General features: G+C 47.2%; 13 protein-coding genes. 8 read left to right on the top strand and 5 right to left on the bottom strand.

Annotated elements, in window-relative coordinates:
• Together AC3A8L_RS09965 and AC3A8L_RS09960 are read right to left on the bottom strand one after the other, a co-directional pair.
• A partial coding sequence (locus AC3A8L_RS09965; protein ID WP_487962100.1) for a caspase family protein occupies positions 1–1,182 on the bottom strand: 1,182 nt, incomplete at its 3' end.
• Positions 1,182–2,681: a serine/threonine protein kinase gene (locus tag AC3A8L_RS09960; protein WP_487962099.1), complete on the bottom strand. Its 1,500-nt coding sequence runs from the start codon at positions 2,679–2,681 to the stop codon at positions 1,182–1,184. The genes AC3A8L_RS09965 and AC3A8L_RS09960, both read right to left, overlap by 1 nt.
• Positions 2,682–3,090: 409 nt before the next feature.
• Between AC3A8L_RS09960 and AC3A8L_RS09955 the strand changes: the two genes are divergently transcribed.
• Complete coding sequence (locus tag AC3A8L_RS09955) at positions 3,091–3,387, top strand: hypothetical protein (protein WP_487962098.1); 297 nt, start codon at positions 3,091–3,093, stop codon at positions 3,385–3,387.
• Positions 3,388–3,531: 144 nt separating this feature from the next.
• On the opposite strand, the gene AC3A8L_RS09950 is transcribed toward AC3A8L_RS09955, so the two are convergent.
• Positions 3,532–3,753, bottom strand: a complete 222-nt coding sequence (locus AC3A8L_RS09950; protein WP_487962097.1) for a hypothetical protein — start codon at positions 3,751–3,753, stop codon at positions 3,532–3,534.
• A gap of 281 nt (positions 3,754–4,034) precedes the next feature.
• Between AC3A8L_RS09950 and hrpA the strand changes: the two genes are divergently transcribed.
• From hrpA to AC3A8L_RS09915, 7 genes are all read left to right on the top strand, one after another.
• A complete protein-coding gene (hrpA, locus tag AC3A8L_RS09945) occupies positions 4,035–8,045 on the top strand; it encodes an ATP-dependent RNA helicase HrpA (RefSeq protein WP_487962096.1) in 4,011 nt (1,336 codons plus the stop codon).
• Positions 8,046–8,201: 156 nt separating this feature from the next.
• Entirely contained in the window at positions 8,202–9,227 is a 1,026-nt protein-coding gene (locus tag AC3A8L_RS09940; RefSeq protein WP_487962095.1) for a porin, read from the top strand.
• A 222-nt stretch (positions 9,228–9,449) separates the two neighbouring features.
• Positions 9,450–9,641: a hypothetical protein gene (locus AC3A8L_RS09935; RefSeq protein WP_487962094.1), complete on the top strand. Its 192-nt coding sequence runs from the start codon at positions 9,450–9,452 to the stop codon at positions 9,639–9,641.
• Between the two features lie 758 nt (positions 9,642–10,399).
• Positions 10,400–11,671, top strand: coding sequence for an RNA ligase RtcB family protein (locus tag AC3A8L_RS09930; RefSeq protein WP_487962093.1), 1,272 nt, complete (start codon positions 10,400–10,402; stop codon positions 11,669–11,671).
• Position 11,672: 1 nt separating this feature from the next.
• A complete protein-coding gene (gene prfH / locus AC3A8L_RS09925) occupies positions 11,673–12,419 on the top strand; it encodes a peptide chain release factor H (protein WP_487962092.1) in 747 nt (248 codons plus the stop codon).
• 261 nt (positions 12,420–12,680) lie between these two features.
• Positions 12,681–13,637, top strand: coding sequence for a hypothetical protein (locus AC3A8L_RS09920; RefSeq protein ID WP_487962091.1), 957 nt, complete (start codon positions 12,681–12,683; stop codon positions 13,635–13,637).
• 445 nt (positions 13,638–14,082) lie between these two features.
• Positions 14,083–16,701: a GlyGly-CTERM sorting domain-containing protein gene (locus AC3A8L_RS09915; protein ID WP_487962090.1), complete on the top strand. Its 2,619-nt coding sequence runs from the start codon at positions 14,083–14,085 to the stop codon at positions 16,699–16,701.
• Positions 16,702–16,868: 167 nt separating this feature from the next.
• Here AC3A8L_RS09915 and AC3A8L_RS09910 read toward each other — a convergent pair whose 3' ends face one another.
• Together AC3A8L_RS09910 and AC3A8L_RS09905 are read right to left on the bottom strand one after the other, a co-directional pair.
• The gene (locus AC3A8L_RS09910; RefSeq protein ID WP_487962089.1) at positions 16,869–18,416 is read right to left on the bottom strand and encodes a carotenoid oxygenase family protein; all 1,548 of its coding nucleotides are present in this window, start codon (positions 18,414–18,416) and stop codon (positions 16,869–16,871) included.
• An 88-nt stretch (positions 18,417–18,504) separates the two neighbouring features.
• On the bottom strand, positions 18,505–18,939 hold the full coding sequence (locus AC3A8L_RS09905; protein ID WP_487962088.1) for a DUF2141 domain-containing protein: 435 nt from the start codon (positions 18,937–18,939) through the stop codon (positions 18,505–18,507).
• Positions 18,940–18,992 lie beyond the last annotated feature (53 nt).

Below are 18,992 nucleotides of genomic sequence, written 5' to 3'. Positions count from 1 at the left end.
GTTGTTAATCCAGCTGCTAATGTTTTGATCTTGGGCATCAACCGGTAGCCAATAGCCTCGTTGTTTTTGGCTGGTGCTGGCCATGGCTGTTTCGCCGTGACCGGCATAGAAGATGAGTAGGTTGTCTTCTTCAGTAATTTGGCTATAGAAGTTATTGATGGTGTTGAGGATGGCTTTTTCACTGGCATCTTGTAGCAGTAATGTGGTGAAACCGTATTTGTTTTCGAGCACACCCTGTAAGCGCTCGGCATCGCGGATAGGTGAGCGTAGATCATCCAGGTAAAGGTAGTCTTGGTTGCCAATAATCAATGCATAGTAGCGGCCAAAGTTCATGTTCTTTACTTTGCGGTTTTCGGCAGCGCTAAGCGTAGAGGTGGCGGCTTTTTGGTCTGTTGATTCGAAACCGCGGTAAACTAATTTAAGCGAGTCGAGCTCACTTTCAAGCTCGGCTTTTTCGGCTAGGGTGTTTTTGTGAAGTTCTTGTAAGGCTTCCATTTGCTCGGGGTCGGGCAGTTGTTCGCGGTCGGCTACGAGCTGCTTTATTTGAGTGGCTAATAATTGGCTTTGAATGTTGGATTGTTTCAAGGCTTTGGTGAGTGCGGTTTTGGTTTTATCCAATTCGGCTTTGGCTTGCGAGCTTAGCACTAGGTTGTCATCACTAATGCCAGATGCTTGGCGGTAGTAATTAAGGGCCAGCGGCATATTGGTTTCTACGCCCAAGCCTTTTTCGTAAAAGTAACCCAGGTTGAGCTGCGCGCGGCTGTTGCCTTGTTCGGCAGCCTTTTTGTACCACTGAGCGGCCTGTTGGTAATCGGGGGAGCCGCCAACGCCTTTCTCGTAGATCTCGCCGACATAGTTTTGTGCTTCGGCATCACCTTCTTGTGCGGGCGGCAGCCAAACACCTAAGGCCGAGCGGTAATCGGCGCGGTCGTATTCTACATATTCACCGCCACGAATACGGCAGTCGATGGCCGTGGTACGTGTGGCACGGCGGGGTGCAAGATATTGCATATTGCCTAGGCGCATCATTTGGCCGGGCAATTTACAGTCGACAACGTAAAGGTCTTCCTTGTTTTTAAAACCTTCGGTTGCAGTGGTTTTGATGTCTTTTACGTTGCCGCTACCACAGGCGGAAAGCGCCAAGGTTAAGCTGCCGGCAATCAGTAATTTTAGCGTTGTCATTATTGGCTATCCTCGCGGTCTAAACGCTGTTTAAGTTGTGCAATAGTTTGCGCAACCTGTTCTTTATCTTCTGTTAGCTCGTCATTGTATAGGTACTCAAGGGCGAGTTGAATTTCTTTGAGTTGAAAGCGCGTGAGGGTGTTGTCGTCTAAACGCTGTTTTAGCGCATTAATGACATCACCTTGGCGCCCGCGCAATACGTAAAGCGCTGCTTGTAGGTCTTTAGGGTTTATATTTTCGGTTTTATCGAGCGCGTTTTTACCTTGGGTGTAAAGCCTGTGCGCCATACCGATCTCGCCGGTGGCGAGCAGCTCATCAGCCTCGGTAATAAAGTTGCGCGTTTTTTCTAGCGTTGCCGGGAGGTCTTCAAGTGTTGGCGGTGGCGGCTCATGCGTTTGCAAAAATACGGCGACGGCGATGGCAATTAAGGCAACCGCCAAGCTGGCAAACAACGCACCTTTTAATTTGCTGGGCGGATGCATGGCTTTAATGAGCTCGCCAGCATCTTGGTGGCGCTGATTACCGTCAAATGCTAATGATCTGATCAGTGCTTGGTTGGCGCGCCGCGAAATATTTTTTAGGGGGGCTAGTGTTAAGCCTTGCTCAGCTGCTTTATCGGCAGGTATGGCTTTGCCATCACTGTCTAAAAAGGGGTGGCGGCCTGTGAGTAATTCGTGCAGTACTATGCCTAGCCCGTAGATATCATCGTTGGTGTGCAGGTCTTGGTGGGCGATCATCTCTGGGCTGGCGTAAGAAGGCGTAAGCGCGTACTTAGTCCAGGACTCACCGATGGATAACTCTTCTTCATTCGTCGACCGCACGGCTTGCGCGATACCAAAATCGAGAATTTTGACGCCGCCATCTTTCGTTAGAAAGATGTTAGCCGGTTTGATGTCGGCATGAACGTAGCCTTTCTTGTGTGCATAGGCCAAGCCTTCGGCGGCAAGCTCTATGGTTTTGAGTGCTTGTTCCGGCGGCATGCAAGGGTTGTTATTCAGGTAATCTTCGAGCGACTCGCCTTCTAAGAATTCCATGGTGATGAAGACAAGATCATTGTCGCGATCGAAGTCGTACACGGTAACAATGTTGGGGTGCGAGAGCAGCTGCGCTTTTTTGGCTTCACGTTGAAGCGCTTGGGCGGCTTCGCGCATTGCGTTGAAATTACCTTTAAGCACCTTGACCGCAACAAACGGTTGGTTGTCGTCCATTTCTATACGGACAAGATCGCGGGCTAAAAAGACATCGCCCATCCCCCCCGAACCGATGCTTTTTACCAGCTCGAATCGACCTTTAATAATGCCCAAGCCGGAAGAGGGGGCTTTAGGGCTTGCCGATTCAGGCATGGCTGGTACCGGCGAAATAACGGTGTTTTTCGTGGCCGTGTTTTTTTGCGTTATTTGCGGTGTACGCAAAGGCTGGATGATAGTGCTGTTATCGAGCTCGGTCTCTGCGCTAACGGGCTGCTTTGGCGGTGCTATTCGTGTTTCGTTGTTATCCATAGGGGTATTAATGTGTAGTCGCGATTTTGTACCGTAGTCTAACCTAAATTCGATTGTTTTTTGTGCGTCGACGTTATGCGCACTGGTTGGTGTGTTTTTTGTGCGCTACGCTTATTTAGTGATCGATAGTTTTGTTTGTGTTTTCCTGTGGTGCATTTTTGTTTTTTTATGTTTTCTGGTGGTGCATTTTAGGGGGGTGTTTCAATGTTTTCGTGCCTTTAAGCACTTATATCATGCGTTAAGTCCCTGATTTTGTGCGCTAGTGATATAGTCACTTTTATCGAAATTCGTTTTGCAGTGTGGCACGCTAGCCTATATGGACTAGCTGTTTAACTACTGATGTTGGTAGGAGTGTTTGAGCGTACGTTATGCCAAACACGGATAACATTTATTCATGGTGGTGTACAAAATGACAGATTCAAAAAGCTCTGATTATGGCGAAATCTTCTTAGATTTGTGTGACAGCGACTTGCGTCGTAATGTGGTCGGAACCTTAGTGGAGGCTAGAAAGGAGGAGATCCAAATTAATCAAGATCAGCTTAATGAGATTGCGGCTTACCTTAATCGCTTAGAGGATGCGCTAGTGCGGCACCATACCGGCGAGCTTAAAAGCGCAAATGTCTTAGAGCACCTATTGAAATGTACGGGCCTGGATGTCAGTGGTTTGGCGTTTAGTCTTGAATCTATGTATGCGGAAGACGCATAAGGGGCCATCAAAAGGCATAAACGACGAGGCAATAGTACATTAGCCGCTGCTGGCCCCAGCGCCGAATTGGATGATCTATTATTGCCTCACACATAAAAAAACCGGTTAAAGCAGACTTTAACCGGTTTTTTTATGTGTGGCCGTTTACCAGCATTCAACAGCTTGAGAATTGCCGGAATCATCAACGACGAGTACTTCATCGATTCTCTGACCTTCAAAAAACTCTTTGATATGAGCAATGCTCAGAAATTTTAAAGGTTTCCCCTGCGGGCTTGTAATGTAGCTTGGAGTGTCGGCATTATTGGTTGCGACACTTGCCAATAAGTAATTGTTAGAAGCTTTTTCTATGCGTAGCTGTGATTTCATAAGTGTTAGCGCCTGTCCTTAATCATTAGCGAAGCTGGGCTTCGATGCTAGGGGAGAGTTCTCTCTAATAGAGAACGTTTTTAAATTTTGTGGTGGCTAAAAATCGCGGTTGCTGCTTGGGTGAATGTAGCCACTTCTGGCGTCGCTTAGGTTCTCGGTTTGGCTGTATCTGAACATAATGCGCCTCTTTAGAGTCTAGACTAGCGTAGTTTTCACGCTATATCTCGGCTGAATGTGAAGTTGGCGTATAATGCTGCGCTTTTGTCTTTTAGTGTTTCTTTATGACGTCACAAGCAGCTATTCCCCTTACCGATAGAGCCTCTTTTTGGGCGCAACTTGATCTTTGTGCGCAAGCGGATAAGCGCCGTTTACGTAATGCGTGGTATCGCATTGAAAAAATAGACAAAGGAGGCAAGTCCAGCGAATCTGAGCGGTCTAAATTAATACAGCAGATAATGGCATCGCAAACACAGCTTGTGGATCGCGCAGCAGCGGTGCCTGCGGTTGTGTTTGATGATCAGTTGCCGGTATCGGCACGGCGTGACGAAATTGCAGAAGCCATTCGTCAAAATCAGGTTGTTGTGATTGCCGGAGAAACGGGCTCGGGTAAGACGACGCAAATCCCCAAAATTTGTTTAACGCTAGGTCGCGGCGTAAAAGGTTTAATTGGGCACACGCAGCCACGGCGAATCGCAGCGCGCACTGTGGCTAGCCGTATTGCCGAAGAGCTTAAAACGGAGCTTGGCGGTGCGGTGGGGTATCAGGTTCGGTTTAACGATACCAGTTCGCCGCTGAGTTTAATTAAGCTGATGACCGATGGTATTTTGTTGGCGGAGATACAAAATGACCCGCTGCTGGAAAAATACGACACACTCATCATCGATGAGGCGCATGAGCGTAGCTTAAATATTGATTTTCTTTTGGGCTATATTCGGCAAATCTTGCCAAAACGCCCAGACCTTAAAGTCATCATTACGTCGGCGACCATTGATGTCGAGCGCTTCTCTCAGCATTTTCATGGCGCGCCTGTTATTTCTGTTTCTGGCCGAACATTCCCCGTCGATATTATTTATCGCCCTTGGCATGGCGAATTGGAAGATGAGGCGCAGGGGATTGTTGAAGCGCTGGAGGAAATTCTCACGTTGCCGAAAGGGCCTGTCGGTGATGTGCTTGTGTTTTTACCAGGTGAGCGTGAAATTCGAGAAGCTGCATTAGCGATTCGCAATGCCAACTTCCCAATGTTAGAGGTGTTGCCTTTTTATGCGCGGCTGAGTTTGGCCGAGCAGAATAAAGCGTTTCAATCCCACAAAGGTCGGCGTGTGGTGTTAGCGACGAATGTGGCCGAAACCTCTATTACTGTGCCGGGCATCGGTTATGTCATCGACCCAGGTACGGCGCGTATTAGCCGCTATAGTACTAAAAGCCGTATTCAGCGATTACCCATAGAACCTGTTTCGCAGGCGTCGGCCAATCAACGTGCAGGCCGTTGCGGGCGTATAAGCCACGGTACGTGTATTCGTTTATACAGCGAGGAAGACTTCACAGCGCGGCCAGAGTTTACCGATCCAGAAATTCTGCGCACGAGTTTGGCAGCGGTTGTATTGCAGATGCAGCAGTTGAATGTGGGGGATATTCGAGACTTCCCCTTTTTAGAACCCCCGGAAAAACGCGCGATCAGTGATGCTTTTAAAGAGCTTATGCAGCTGCAAGCGTTGGACGAGCGAAAACGTTTATTGCCTGCGGGGCGAAAAATGTTGGCCTTGCCTTTAGAGCCGCGTTTTTCACGCATTATTATTGCCGCATCAGAGCTGGGATGTTTGCAGGAACTGCTCATTATTATTTCTGGAATTACCATTCAAGACCCCAGGGAGCGACCGCACGATAAACAGCAGGCGGCAGATGAAAAGCATCGGCGCTTTAAAGATGCTGATTCCGACTTTGTGGCTTACCTTAATTTATGGGAGTACGCCGAGCAGCACCGACAAGAGCTTTCGCAAAACCATTGGAGAAAGCAGTGCAGCAAAGAATTTTTATCTTTTTTGCGGTTGCGTGAATGGCGCGAGCTGCATCATCAGTTGTTAAGTGCTTGTAAGCAGGCCGGTTTAAACACCAAGGCTAGAGAAAATATTCCTGTCGATAATACATCGGTCGAGCCAGGCGAAGCCGTCAAAAAAGATGAGCAGGCTACCGAGGCTAAAATTTGCGTTAATTATGAGGCTATTCACCAAGCGTTGTTGTTTGGCCTTTTTGATAACGTAGCCATTAAAAATGAAGAAAGCCGTGAGCGTGAATACATTGTGGCGCGCAATCGCAAAGCCAATATATTTCCTGGCTCTTCCCAATTTAAGAAAACGCCGCGCTGGATGGTGAGTGGTAATTACCTTGAAACCACCAAAGTTTTTGCCCACACCAATGCCAAAATAGACCCTGAATGGCTGCGCAAAAGCCTACCTCACTTGTTGAAGCACCATTACTACCAGCCACACTATGCCCTGAAAAGTGGCCAGGTTATGGCGTTCGATAAGGTCACGCTATTTGGTTTAACCGTTGCCGATAAACTGCGCACGGATTACAGCAAAATTGATGAAGTTGATGCCCGTAAAATCTTTATTCGCGAGGTGTTTGTTGAGGGTAAATATGGCCAGCATCGTCGGCGCGATTTGGGTAAGTTTTTTGCCCTTAACGAAAAAACGATCAAGAATATTTGTGAGTTAGAAGCCAAGTCGCGCCGCCGCGATATTCTGGTGGATGACGAAGTGTTGTTTGCTTTTTATGATGAGCGTATCCCCGAAAATATTTCGAGTTTAAATACCTTCGAGTATTGGCGTAAAACCGCTGAGCGCGAGGACGCAAGCCTGCTCCATATCCCTAAATCACTGTTGATGCAGCATGGCGCCGATCATGTATCTGAAAATGCCTTTCCTAATTCACTGTTGGTGAATGGCGCGACTTACCCATTGTTCTATCATTTCGATCCTGGTCAGCAGGATGATGGGGTGAGTGTTGGTGTGCCAGCCAGTGTTTTACATAGCCTATCGGAAGAGCCGTTAGAGTGGTTGGTGCCTGGGCTGTTGCGCGAAAAATGCATCGCTTTAGTAAAAGGGCTGCCGAAGCAGTGGCGCAAGCAGTTTGTACCTGTGCCGGAGTATGTCGATAAAGCCGTTGCGCGCATGACGCCCGGAAAGGGCGGTTTGATGGAAAGCCTAGCAACCGCTTTGTTGCATTTGTCGGGTGTCGAAATTCCCAAAGCAATTTACCGTGAAGTTGTGCTGGACGATTTTTATCGAATGAATATTCGCGTTCTGGACGACAAAGGGCGTGTTATTGACAGGCATCGTCACCTGAGTGTATTACGGGAACGTTATCGCGACCACGTACAAGAAAGCTTGCAGCAAGCGGGCAGTGAATTTGAGCGTGAACAGTTAACAGCTTGGGATTTTGGTAGCTTCCCCGAGGAATGCGCACTTAAAAAAGGAGCGATTAAGGTTCAGGCTTTCCCCGCGCTGTGTGATGTGGGTGGTGCAGTGGATCTGCGGGTTTTAGATAACCCTGTGGATGCCCATGAGCAAAGCCGTCATGGCGTTGCGCGTCTTCTGCTATTGGCTATGCCAAAAACCGTTAAGTATTTGCGTAAGGAGCTACTGAAAAATAAGGATATTGGACTCGCTGTATTGGCGCTGGGTAGTCGTGTAGAGGTTGTCGATGACTTGCTGATGGCTGCAGTGTTGAATGTTTGTGGCATAGGCAGTGACTTGCCGCGCACGGAGCAAGCGTTCAATGCTGCGGTTGTGCTTGGTGAAAATGGTTTAACGGCGCAAGCGCAGACGCTGGAAAAACAGCTGTTAGGGTGGCTGGCGCAGTTGGTGGCGATTAATAAATCGATGAAAGCCAATAAAAATGCACTGTTGTTGGCTTTTGCTTTTTCTGATATTAAAAGTCAACTTAACACTTTGTTTTTTAAAGGTTTTTTTATGGCTACGCCATTGCCTTGGTTAGCGCATTATGCGCGTTATTTAAATGCGATTGAGGTGCGTTTGCAAAAGGCTCCACAAAACCCCCAGAAAGATAAAGTAGCAATGCAAGATGTGAAGGCGGCTTGGCAAAAGCATGAGGACTTATTCGCTAAGCAAGGTAAAAATGCTTATGGGCAAAGCCAGCCATGGCAAGAATACCGTTACATGATCGAAGAGTTCCGGGTCTCTTTGTTCGCGCAAACACTGAAAACGGCCATGCCGGTATCGGGTAAGCGTTTAAGTACGCTCTGGTCAGAAGTTATTGCGCAGTGGGGGTGAAAATGGGTGGGCTGTAATTAAAGTGTCACATTCTAGTCATATAGTCGCCGAAAATCTCAAACGAGCCTCTGAAAGCTTCTTTTGGTGCTACAGTTGCTCGGGTTTGTTGAGTTGTTGCTTGTTAATTAAAAACTATTAAGTCTTTAGGGGAAAATCGTGAAAAAACAACTTTCTGCTGCCATCGCATTGGCCATGTTCGCTCCAATTGTTGCTACTGCTGCACCTACTTTATACGGCAAAGCCAACGTTTCTTATGCTAGTACTAATTCCAGTGTTGAGATTGGAGCCGAGACTATCGATGAGTCGATATTAGAGGTTGCCAGCAATGCTTCGCGTATTGGTGTTAAGGGTAGCGAGACAATCAACGATAACATTGAGGCTATTTATAAAGCTGAATTTGAAGTGGCTTTTGATGATGGTGATTCGAAAGACGGCAAAGTATTTAGCCAACGCAATATTTACGTAGGCTTGAAGGGTAACTTCGGTACTGTGATTGCCGGTCATTTTGATACTCCATTGAAAACAGCGCAAAATAAAGTTGATCTTTTTAACGACCTTTACGGTGATATTAAAAAGAATTTCACTGTAAATGATAATCGTAAAAGTAATAGCTTGATGTACGTTACGCCTGATCTTTCAGGCTTCAAACTTTATGCGGATATCATTGCGAGCGAGCAAGATAATGATGGTTTAGATGAAGCTGATAAGAGATCTAACGCTACGTCTGTTGCCGCGACTTATGAGCGCAGCGGTTTTTATGGTGCGTTAGCGTATGACCTCGATGTAGAAGCTGAAAGTACAAGTACTGTACGTGCAGTTTTTCAATATAACGTTTCAAGTTTTCAGTTTGGCCTAATGGCTGAAGAGTTTGAAATGAGCAATAAGGAAACTGTGAGTGGTGCTTTTGCATCAGTACAATACAAAATTAATGATTGGGCTATTAAAGCGCAGGTGGGTCAGTCGGATATTCTTAGCCAGAAGGACTTAGCTGATGCTGAAGTTAACGAAGATGGCATGACCTTGAGTTTAGGCGTTGACTACAAAATGAGCAAAAATTCAAAAGTGTATGGTTTCTATACGAACAACTCATTTACGACTTCAAACAGCAGCGATCCTACTCTGCTGGTATCTAGCGACACTGATGCAAGCTACTTAGGTTTGGGTATTGAAGTTAAGTTTTAATGTAGCTCAGTTTTAACGCAGTAACAAAAACCCGCCTTTGGATATTGATGCCAAAGGCGGGTTTTTTTCGTCTCGAAAATGTAGTGGTGCCCCGCCCCTTAAGGTAAAGTGATGACCTAAGGGCCATGCTGTTTTTATCTGAGTGTGGCGGTGTAGATTTCAGCGTTATTGTTTAAACCCTATTTTAATAAATATTAAAATATTGCTATGCGGAGAACCTTTGTGGCAAAAGAACTTGTGCAATTTGAGTTTGAAAAAGAGACTAAAAACAGCGTTAGATATAAAGAAGTGCCCGAGCAGGGAAAACCCCCGATTGTGGGTTCGCTGTATGTGCAGAAGTGGTTTGCGGGTAACTCGAAAAGTTTGCGTTTAACGATTGAGCTGGAGCCTACGGATGGTAGCGCGGAAAGTTAAAGGGTGAGGAGATAAGACTCTATCCTCGAATCATGCTCACTGTTCTGGCCATTTGTAGGTGATAGTGGTGTTGCCTTTTCATGTGTGTTTTTTGGACGCGTGCGCATATCAATAGTTAGAGATAGAGCTCTAGGTCAGGATTTCCAAATAGAAGCGTCAGAATGTAGAATAATGTAAAAAGCTACTTGCAGACGTGAAAAGAACTGACTATAGTTCGCGCAGCTTTTATATACAGCTTGTGCATCACTGAATGTACACAGTACGGAATTTTATCAATTACCCGCTTCGGGTAATTTCAATCATACATTTCAACTACAGGAGGCTCTTTATGATTTATACACAGACACAATTGACAATATTGGGCTTCGCTGCCGAGACTGACTTCACTTAGCTTTATTTAAGTACTGTTAAGTTGGACTAGGTTAATTTCTTCCCGTTCCGGGAAAAAATTACAGCATAGCTTTATTCAAAACGATTAACCTGTAGCCAATGCTACACATTTCTCATGCCCTGCGTTCAGGTATTGCATTGAGTAATTGTGTTTTTTGCATGTGGCTAGTCGGTTACGGTTTTGCGATCCCCAATAATTTCTGCTTATCTATCGGCGTTTAATGCTGCACCTTACTGTGCTTAGGCCTTTTCCGCGATAGAAAGCATTTAAACCGAATACGGTATTTTTACGTTTGAAAATTCACAATTTTCGAGCGGGGGATCGCTTTGCCTAAAGAAAGGTGAGCGTCCTAAATAATGGAAAAATTATGGACACTTTTATTAAGAGGTCTGGGAAAGGTAGCAGTGTGGTCAACACGTTGGCGACATCATCCGCAGCCGAAGTACGGTTGGTTATCTCAGACAAAAACTGGTTGGAATCTGCGGCTGTGGAGCAGCTAAAGAAAACAGCAGAGTTACCTGGAATGTGTTGTGGCGTTGGCATGCCGGACTTGCATCCGGGCAAAGGCCAGCCTATTGGTGCAGCGTTTATTACGCGTGACCAGATATATCCCCATTTGGTGGGCAGTGATATTGGCTGTGGCATGGGGCTGTGGAAATTGGAGACAACACGTCGCCAAGTAAAGTTAGATAAATGGGAGAAGCGACTCGTCAACCTTGATGATCCTTGGTCAGAAGGGTGTGCTGATGAATGGCTCGTGGCTGCCGGTGTAACCACGGAGCATGAATATTTAAAGGCGGAAAATCAAAAACTGGGCACCATTGGTGGCGGTAATCACTTTGCAGAAATTCAGCAGGTTTATGAGGTTTTTGATCAGGATGTTTTGTTGGATTTAGGTTTAGAGAAGGAGTCCGTTGTTTTTCTGGCGCACTCCGGCTCACGAGGGTTAGGTCAAACAATACTACGTGAGCATGTGGATCATTTCGGCGGGCAAAGTCTAATCAATCAGGTTTGTGATGCTGATGGTTTGCCGCGCAATGGTGGCGTTGCGATGAGCCAGTACCTTGAAAAACATGATTATGCGGTTCGCTGGGCGGTGGCCAACCGGGCGCTGATAACCGCGCGGTTTTGTGAACGCTTGGGTGTTAAACACAAAGCTTTGTTGGATGTCTCGCATAACACTGTGACGCCGGTTGATCAGCGATCAGTCGAGGCTTTGGAATTGCATGGTCATGGTGATGAGCGTTTTTGGATTCATCGCAAGGGTGCTAGCCCGACTGACCAAGGTTTGGTGGTGATTCCCGGATCGCGAGGAAGCTTGAGTTATTTAGTGAAACCTCGGGTTTTTGAAATACACGATTTAGCGGCGGGCGGTTTTTCATTGGCCCACGGCGCGGGCCGTAAATGGAAACGCAGTGATTCACGTGGCCGGCTAGAAAAGCGTTACACCGTAAAAGACCTTGAACGTACAGACTTGGGCAGCCGGGTGATTTGCAAGCAGCGGGATTTACTCTATGAGGAAGCCCCGCAAGCATACAAGTGCATTAGTACCGTGGTGGATGATTTGGTCCAGGCGGGAATGGTCGATGTTGTTGCGAGCTTTAAACCTTTGCTCACCTACAAAACACGGAAGAAATAATATGAATAATGCAATAAAGAGGCGTTCAAATATTAAAAAAAGTGCCGTTGTCTGGTTGCAGATCAGTGCGGGCCAGGGCCCGCGGGAATGCGGCTGGGTGGTTACTCAACTAATGATGCGCATTTTACAAAGCGCCGAAAGCCATGGGTGCTCAGCCGAGATTGTCGAAAAACTCGCGTTTGATAAGAGCATGCGCAAACAAGATCTGGTCATTGTGGATGCGTATCTATCGTGTTTGATTCGCCTAGAAGGCGTGGGCGTGGGCGTGGATGTTGATGTGGAAAGTTTTGCACAATCTTGGCAGGGCGCTATTAAGTGGCAAGGTGAAAGCCCGTACCGCCCCAAACATAAGCGATTGAATTGGTTTGTGGGTGTCGAGTGTGTTGAGAATGCCGAGGTGAAAAGTGCCGCGGCAGAAAATGGTAGAGGGGGCGACCTTAAACAATTGGCCCGTGAGGTGAATGTAGAAACCATGCGTGCGAGTGGCGCCGGTGGCCAGCATGTGAATAAAACCAGCAGTGCCGTGCGTATTACGCATCGCCCATCGGGGTTGCAGGTACGTGTTGAGTCTGACCGTTCGCAGCATAGAAATCGCCAGCTGGGGATGGAGCGTTTACAGATGCTCTTGGCACAAGAGCTTCAAGGTGAGGGGCGCGCCAACGTTCGCGAACGTTGGCTAAAGCATTACAACGTTGAACGCGGTCGGCCGGTGCGCACTTTTAGCGGTGAAAGTTTTACCGAACAATAAGACTGTAAACCCGTGATGCTTTTACGGAAGTGCTGAATTTTAAAGCGTCGCTTAATGTGAAAGCGATGTTGAAAACAATATACAAGAGGAGTATGCCAATGAGTTATTTCAAAGTGCCTTTAGGTTTAATAAAAATCAAATTGAAAAAGGGGATAGTGTACGGCAGTCGCTGTGTGCTACTCCCTAAAAATAGGCCATCGCTTAACATATTTTTTTATAGGGCGGTTGGGCAAGGAAAGTACAAGCAGTGGATTAAGTATTATGAAACGCGAACAGGTAGAAGAAGTTCTAGCGTGTTTAGGTGGTGAGCGTCGGGTTTTTCATTATTTTGAAGATCGTTATTGTTTGGACCTCATTGAATTTGAGATGGCTCGCCAAGAACGCGACGATATCAAAGTGGCGGAATTAAAAGAAAGCTCGGTTGGTCGTTATTTAAAAAAACCGGTGGTCTCGCAAGCACTCAAACACTGTGCAGACGGTATCGTCGTGAAGCAGGATCTACAATCTTTTTGGCAAACCAATATGTTGCCCTTTACCTTAACTCTTGATTGCTGGGGAAGTGGTGAGCGCGGCTGGGATCAAACATCCCGCAATAACTGCAACTTGGTTTTGCAGCTCAATTTTAATGGTGAGCATGATGGGCTTTACCGAAAATTGATTAAGCCCGAAGCGGGCCGTGGACCTTTTGAGTACTGGGGGCACCCAGTGCAGAAAAAAACGCGAAAAACCCTATCGTGGGTGCGGATGGATATCGATTTTGATACAGGCGAGGTGTTGATTGAGGAAATACAAAACGACTGGTTACGTAAGGCCTCAACCGTATTAACGCGTGTTAAAAACCGAAAGGCCAAAACTCCGACTATAAAACCCCGCGATGTTTGTCGCGGTGTGATGGGTGATTTTAATGATTTGGAGTACTACGTTGAGACTACGCTAGCGCCTTATCGCAAACACTGGGCCGAGGCATCCATGTTAGCGGCGCTGCGATTTATCCGTGATGAACTGGGGTTGTCATCGGTTTACTACCATAGTTTTGAAACGGGCATAAAGCTAAAGGATGTCTGTGGCAAGCCGCCTCGGTCGATGTACACAAAATTACCAAAGAAGTTCGGTTTTACCGAAACGGACAATCCACCCGAGTTGTTAAAAAACGATAAATTCGCCAAACGCTGTATTAAGGCGATTAATCAACCTCTGTGGCAACATTTGGCGCTTTAAATAAAACGAGTGCCTGCCCCAGCAGTTTTCATTACCATTATATCGTCTTTTGAATAAAGTCTTAACGGAAGTGTTAATTAAACCTAAAAGCCGTAGTTGAGAGTCAAAAAAATGCGTGGTCACCTTATTGGTGATAAGCCATTTTTATCGCGCGTTAGGTACGCCAAGCGGATGCGTAGACTTTGATGGTTCAATTGCGGTTTTTAGGTTAAGCGCACCGGATGAAAAATAGGATAATTTGAGAGTGCAATACAAGTGACGGATGGCATCATTAATAGGAATAAACCGGCTATATTCGAGCCATCGCTAGCGCATAAACCAGCGAAAGCAAAGCCCTTCTCTGGCTTTACCGTCCCCTATCGGTGTTATTTGTAAAGCCAATAATATGTACCATACTACTTTCTCTGTTGATCATTCAGATCACAATAATTAAATGAGATTGGATATGGCAAGAATTTTGGGGAAGCTGGCCTTGTGTACTATCATTATCGGGGCGAGTCATGCTGCATCAGCAGGCACTGTGGTTGTCGCTAAACAAACACACTCACAAGAAGGCCTAATCGGTGTTACGGCGAACCAAACATCCAATAGCATTGAGTATGTCGTGGGTGCTGATTATGCTATTGACGATGTCGTTACCTTTACCTTTCCCTCTGGCGCATTAATAAGCCCTAGTTTTCCTGACCCCATCGCTGTAGGTGCTGGAAGCTTGGCATTGGATTCTAGTTCGCCTGATTCCGCAACGTACAGGGTCACGGCGGGCATAAGTGCTGATGATACTATCGCTTTTGGGCGTATAGGCTATCGTACCGCCGCAGTCATGGCTGGTGCGCTTACAGTAACCGTGTCATCTTATACGGCTGCTGGAGAAGTTCTTGATCTAACTGGAATTCGTACCGCGGTTGTTGCCGAAGTAAAATCTCAATTTGGGCGTGTGGAAATTTCCTCGGAAAACGTTGACGGTGAAGATGTTTTTTCCGTATTCGATGGTGTTATTCAAAACGATACCGGGCAAGACGGCATATCCTTCGCTACTGCCGACACGGTGCTGACTTGGGAAGCTATCAACCCAACCACAACGGGCTGGCTAAACTTAGCGACGGTGTTCAATACAAATGTGACCATTAGCGGCCAAGCCGGGAAAATGACGGGCTTAGGTTTCAGCGACTTCATTACGACGACAGCGAATACCAAAATATTTTCTGAGGCCCATGCGCAATTGAGCCTAGCCTATAACGGAATGGTGCCTTCTGGTGGGGCCCCCGAGTCGCTAACGTTCACCCCCCCGGGTGATGTAGTACTTGAAGAGCAATCTTTTAAATTCTCATTTTCATATTATTTTCAGTCAGCTGGTGCTGTTGAGGGCACCACCGAATTGGCTGTCAAAGTTAATGCGGGCGAATGGGCGTTGTCGACCCCGGTTGCCGCGCCTGCATCTTCTGTTGTGCTCAGTGGTAGTGTGGCTATGGCTTTTAATAGTAATACACAGAACGGTGCATTTTGTGATTTAGATAATGTGCTCGATCCCGGTGAAACCAGTACGATGACGGTCACGCTGCGCAATTCCGGCACCGGGCTCGTATCGGGCGTTACCGCGCAAGTGAGCAGCACCGCCGACGTTACGTTTTCCAATGGCGGCGTATTAACCTTTGACGATATCGCTAGCGCACGGTTCAAGGGCCGCGCCATGATCGATGTCACCCTCAATGCCGCCACGCTCAATGAGCCCGTTAATATTCTTGTCACTTTTATGTCCGACGACCCCGATGTAGTGTTGCCCGCGGCGATTAATACCGCACTCAATGTGAACAGCGATTATGTTCATGGTCGCGCCACCGACGATTTTTCAACGACGAACACTATCTGGTTAGATTGGAGCCGTAGTCAGAGCTGGGCGTACAATAATAGCGGCACATTTGGCACTGTAATGCTTGGGCCAAATTCCGGATCTGAAAGTGATATAAGACTAAAAACGCCGACGCTGACCGTTGCCGATACCGGTGCTTTTTCAATGGACTTCGAGCATCATTTTGAATTCGAAACCGGCACCGACGGCAGCCCCTGGGATGGCGGCGTTATAGAGATTAGCGTTGATGGTGGCGACTGGATGGATGTCGTTGACGCCGGCGGTACCTTCGCTACGGGCTATAACGGCACAATCGCGTCATCTAACCCTTCCCTGGGTGGCCGAGACGGCTTTGTTGGTGAGTTAGTGGGCGGTGCTCTGCTCGCGACAGAATCCATCTCGTTTCCCGAGGGCAATTTAAACGGGATTCCTGTGCAGTTTCGATTCCGCATTGGTACCGACGCGTCCGTTTCGGCACGTGGCTGGAGTTTAGATAATGTGTCCTTTACCAATATGACCGATGCCACACCATTTTCTGTCTTAGTGGTCGATTCTGGCGTGTGTGAAAACCGCGCACCCTTTTTGCTTGATGTGATGGGAGTCGACAGCGTTGTCGAAGGAAGCGCCGTCACCTTAACGGCTCAGGGCTTAGATCACGATCCCGGTGATATTACATATATCTGGACCCAAACAGCGGGCGCTAGCCCGATTAACACATGGGATATCGACGCCACCAGTACAACCTTTACTTTTAATGCGCCAAAGGTTGCGGCCGATGAAACCTATTCCTTCTCGGTGCAAGCCAGTGATGGCGAGTTATTATCCCCGGCACAACAAATCACTATGGTCATTATCAATAATGCTGACCCTGTGCTCACGACAGGCCAATCCAGTGTTTCAGTGGTTGAGTGGGAATCGGTAGTGCTCATTGTGAGTGGCAGCGATGCTGAAGACGATGCGCTTACTTATGCCTGGACGATGAATGGTGTGGTACTGGATGCAACCGGACCGTCATACCAATATACAGCGCCTGGCTTTACCGAAGGCCTCACGGCATCCTTCAGTGTTACAGCCTCTGATAGCACCGGTACCAGCGAAGCAATACCGATTACGGTTCGTGTTAACCCTGCACCGAAATCTTCTGGCGGGGGAAGCTTAGGGTTGTGGGTATTATTACTGTTTCCTATAGTCTTTATTCGTCGTAAAAAGGCCGTTTAGCTTCGGCTATTGATCAATCGCGTCACCTTAAAAAGCCCAATACTCTCATCGAGTATTGGGCTTTTATGTATTCCTGAATAGTGTTACCGGCAGACGTTTTTTGCTCAGCAGATTAGTAAAACGAGTGCCTGTCCCAGCAGTTTCCTGCATTATTGATATTTTAAGGTTTAAGTTGCGCTCGCGATAAATGCACCATGAAAGCCTAACGGTAAGTGGTAGGGTAGCCAAGCGCGCATAATGGGGCCGTCGGATAGGCGGTTTGCGTTAAATAGATTTAAACACGTTCTTTTACTGGGTATGTGCAGTGCAGTCCCCATTACAAACTGCGCCTCTTTTTCATTATTTAGGCTAACGGGGATATGTTCTTCAACCATAAAGTCATCGCCGTAGAAGTAATGGCTTTGGGTTTGCGTTTGCCAATCCATTCGGGCCACGCTAGTCCCCCAAAAGCTGTTATGCAGTGCTTGCGTGAAATAGAGATAGCGGTTTTTACGTCCAGTAAAAGCAGCGCTCACCCGCGGGAATTCACTGTTATTGTGAAACAATACTCGCTCAATACTGCCGGAGGGCTTGAGTGTGAATAATGCCGTTTGGCTTTGGCTTTGGCTTTGGCTTAGCTGCGGTTTTATGTGCCCGCGCATTACATCGCTGAGTTCTCCTAAAATATTCGCATTGGGGTACAAACTGGCATCAAATCGAATGGTGCCATCGCGCTCCTCCCAGGCGTTTCCAAAGTGGAATGCAAATCCCGCTGCGAGTTCAAAGGTTCGCTTTAGCGATAGGCTGTGTTTATCAATAACAAGCACTTGCATTGGTAGCGCGTCATCGTATTGAATGCTTGCAAATAGGCCTTTGATACTCGGCCTGCGCTTAATTGAGGGTAAAATGAACAGCAGGTGTCGCTCGGTGATAAGAAAATCATGCAGTATTCCACCCTGATATTCGGTGTGTAAAAGTTTTAGGTTTTTAAGTTTGCCGCTTTTCGCTAATTGGTAAATGACTAGCCGCCCATCATCTACAAGACCAAAGTTCCAAATATCCCCGTTTGTGTCGACCTTGGGGTGCGCAGAAAATGGCAGCCCCTGTAAGCGTTTTCCGTGCTTACTGCCTTCGCCTAAATCGATAAACTGTTCAAAATCCAGTGACTCAGGGTTTAGTCTAGCGGGTGAACCGCCTTCCCATAAAGCCCATAATTCTTTGCCAACAGGAAGAATGCTGGTATTGGCGGTATTGATGACATCCCGGTTATAAACATCCAGGCTATTAGGTATTTGGGTGTCCGGCCCTGAATACAAAAATTGCTCGGCACGTTCTTCGGCCGCAAACTTGGGGGTATTGATGAAGCGACCCTCATGAAATATTCGGCCGCCGCGCAAGGTGAATCGTTGAACCATACCGTCCCCTTCAAACAGGTGCTTGAGTCGACAAGGTCCGCGTTCATGTTTGGCGGGGCCGTTTCGTAGGAACACGCCTTCCAGAGTCTTGGGTAGTTGGCCTTCAATCGTTAATTCCGAGCGTGCAAAGTCGTGCGCAATGTTTTTAAAGCCGAGTAGTTTGGGCTGTTTTGGCAGTGCAGCATTAAATTGATGCTTAAAATCATGGCTGCTGCGTTCACGCAAGATTGTTTTAGCTGTGCTTGCGGCCAATGGCCAAGGGGCCATTGCTAGGGCTGCGCCACCGGCTAATGTGTTTTTGATGAGTATGCGGCGTTTCATGTCTTTATTTCCCTTGTTTAATCCTAGAAACCGCAGTTGAGAGTCAAAAAAATGCGCAGACTTTGATGCTTCAACGGCGGGTTCTCGGTTAATAGATAACTGTGCTGTGATTCGATGTGATGGGCTCAGTGATGACAAACTTCATAGCTTCGTATTTAACGGGACCAAAATTCGGTTTTGCTGCATTTGAAAAACCATAGCCCTCCGTGGGCATGCCGAGGAGATTGGTGGCGAGCTTGCCATCGCCGTCTTCGTCGTGGAAATAGCGCACTGCATATTCGCCAGGCTTTAAATCAGCGAAATTCGCTCGAACCTCACCTTCTATCGCAGGTATGATAGTGGCTGCTATCGCGTTTTCTGAGCGGTAAGCGTCTTTCCCGTTAAAGACTTGAATGTAAATTTTGCCTTGGTTACTTGCCACGCCATCAATGGTAAATATGAGTTGTTCGGCATTGAGGTTGTGCGAGCAGATAAGTAGCAGTGCTGGGCACACGAGGTGTAATAGTCGGTTTGGTTTATTCATGTCTGACTCCTGTAAGTGGCTTAATGTTAGTTGTCACAAGGCAGGCTTGCCTC

This window comes from Marinagarivorans sp., from assembly GCF_982758155.1.
Note: the sequence above shows the minus strand (reverse complement) of the source record. Positions and strands in the feature narration are given on the sequence as shown.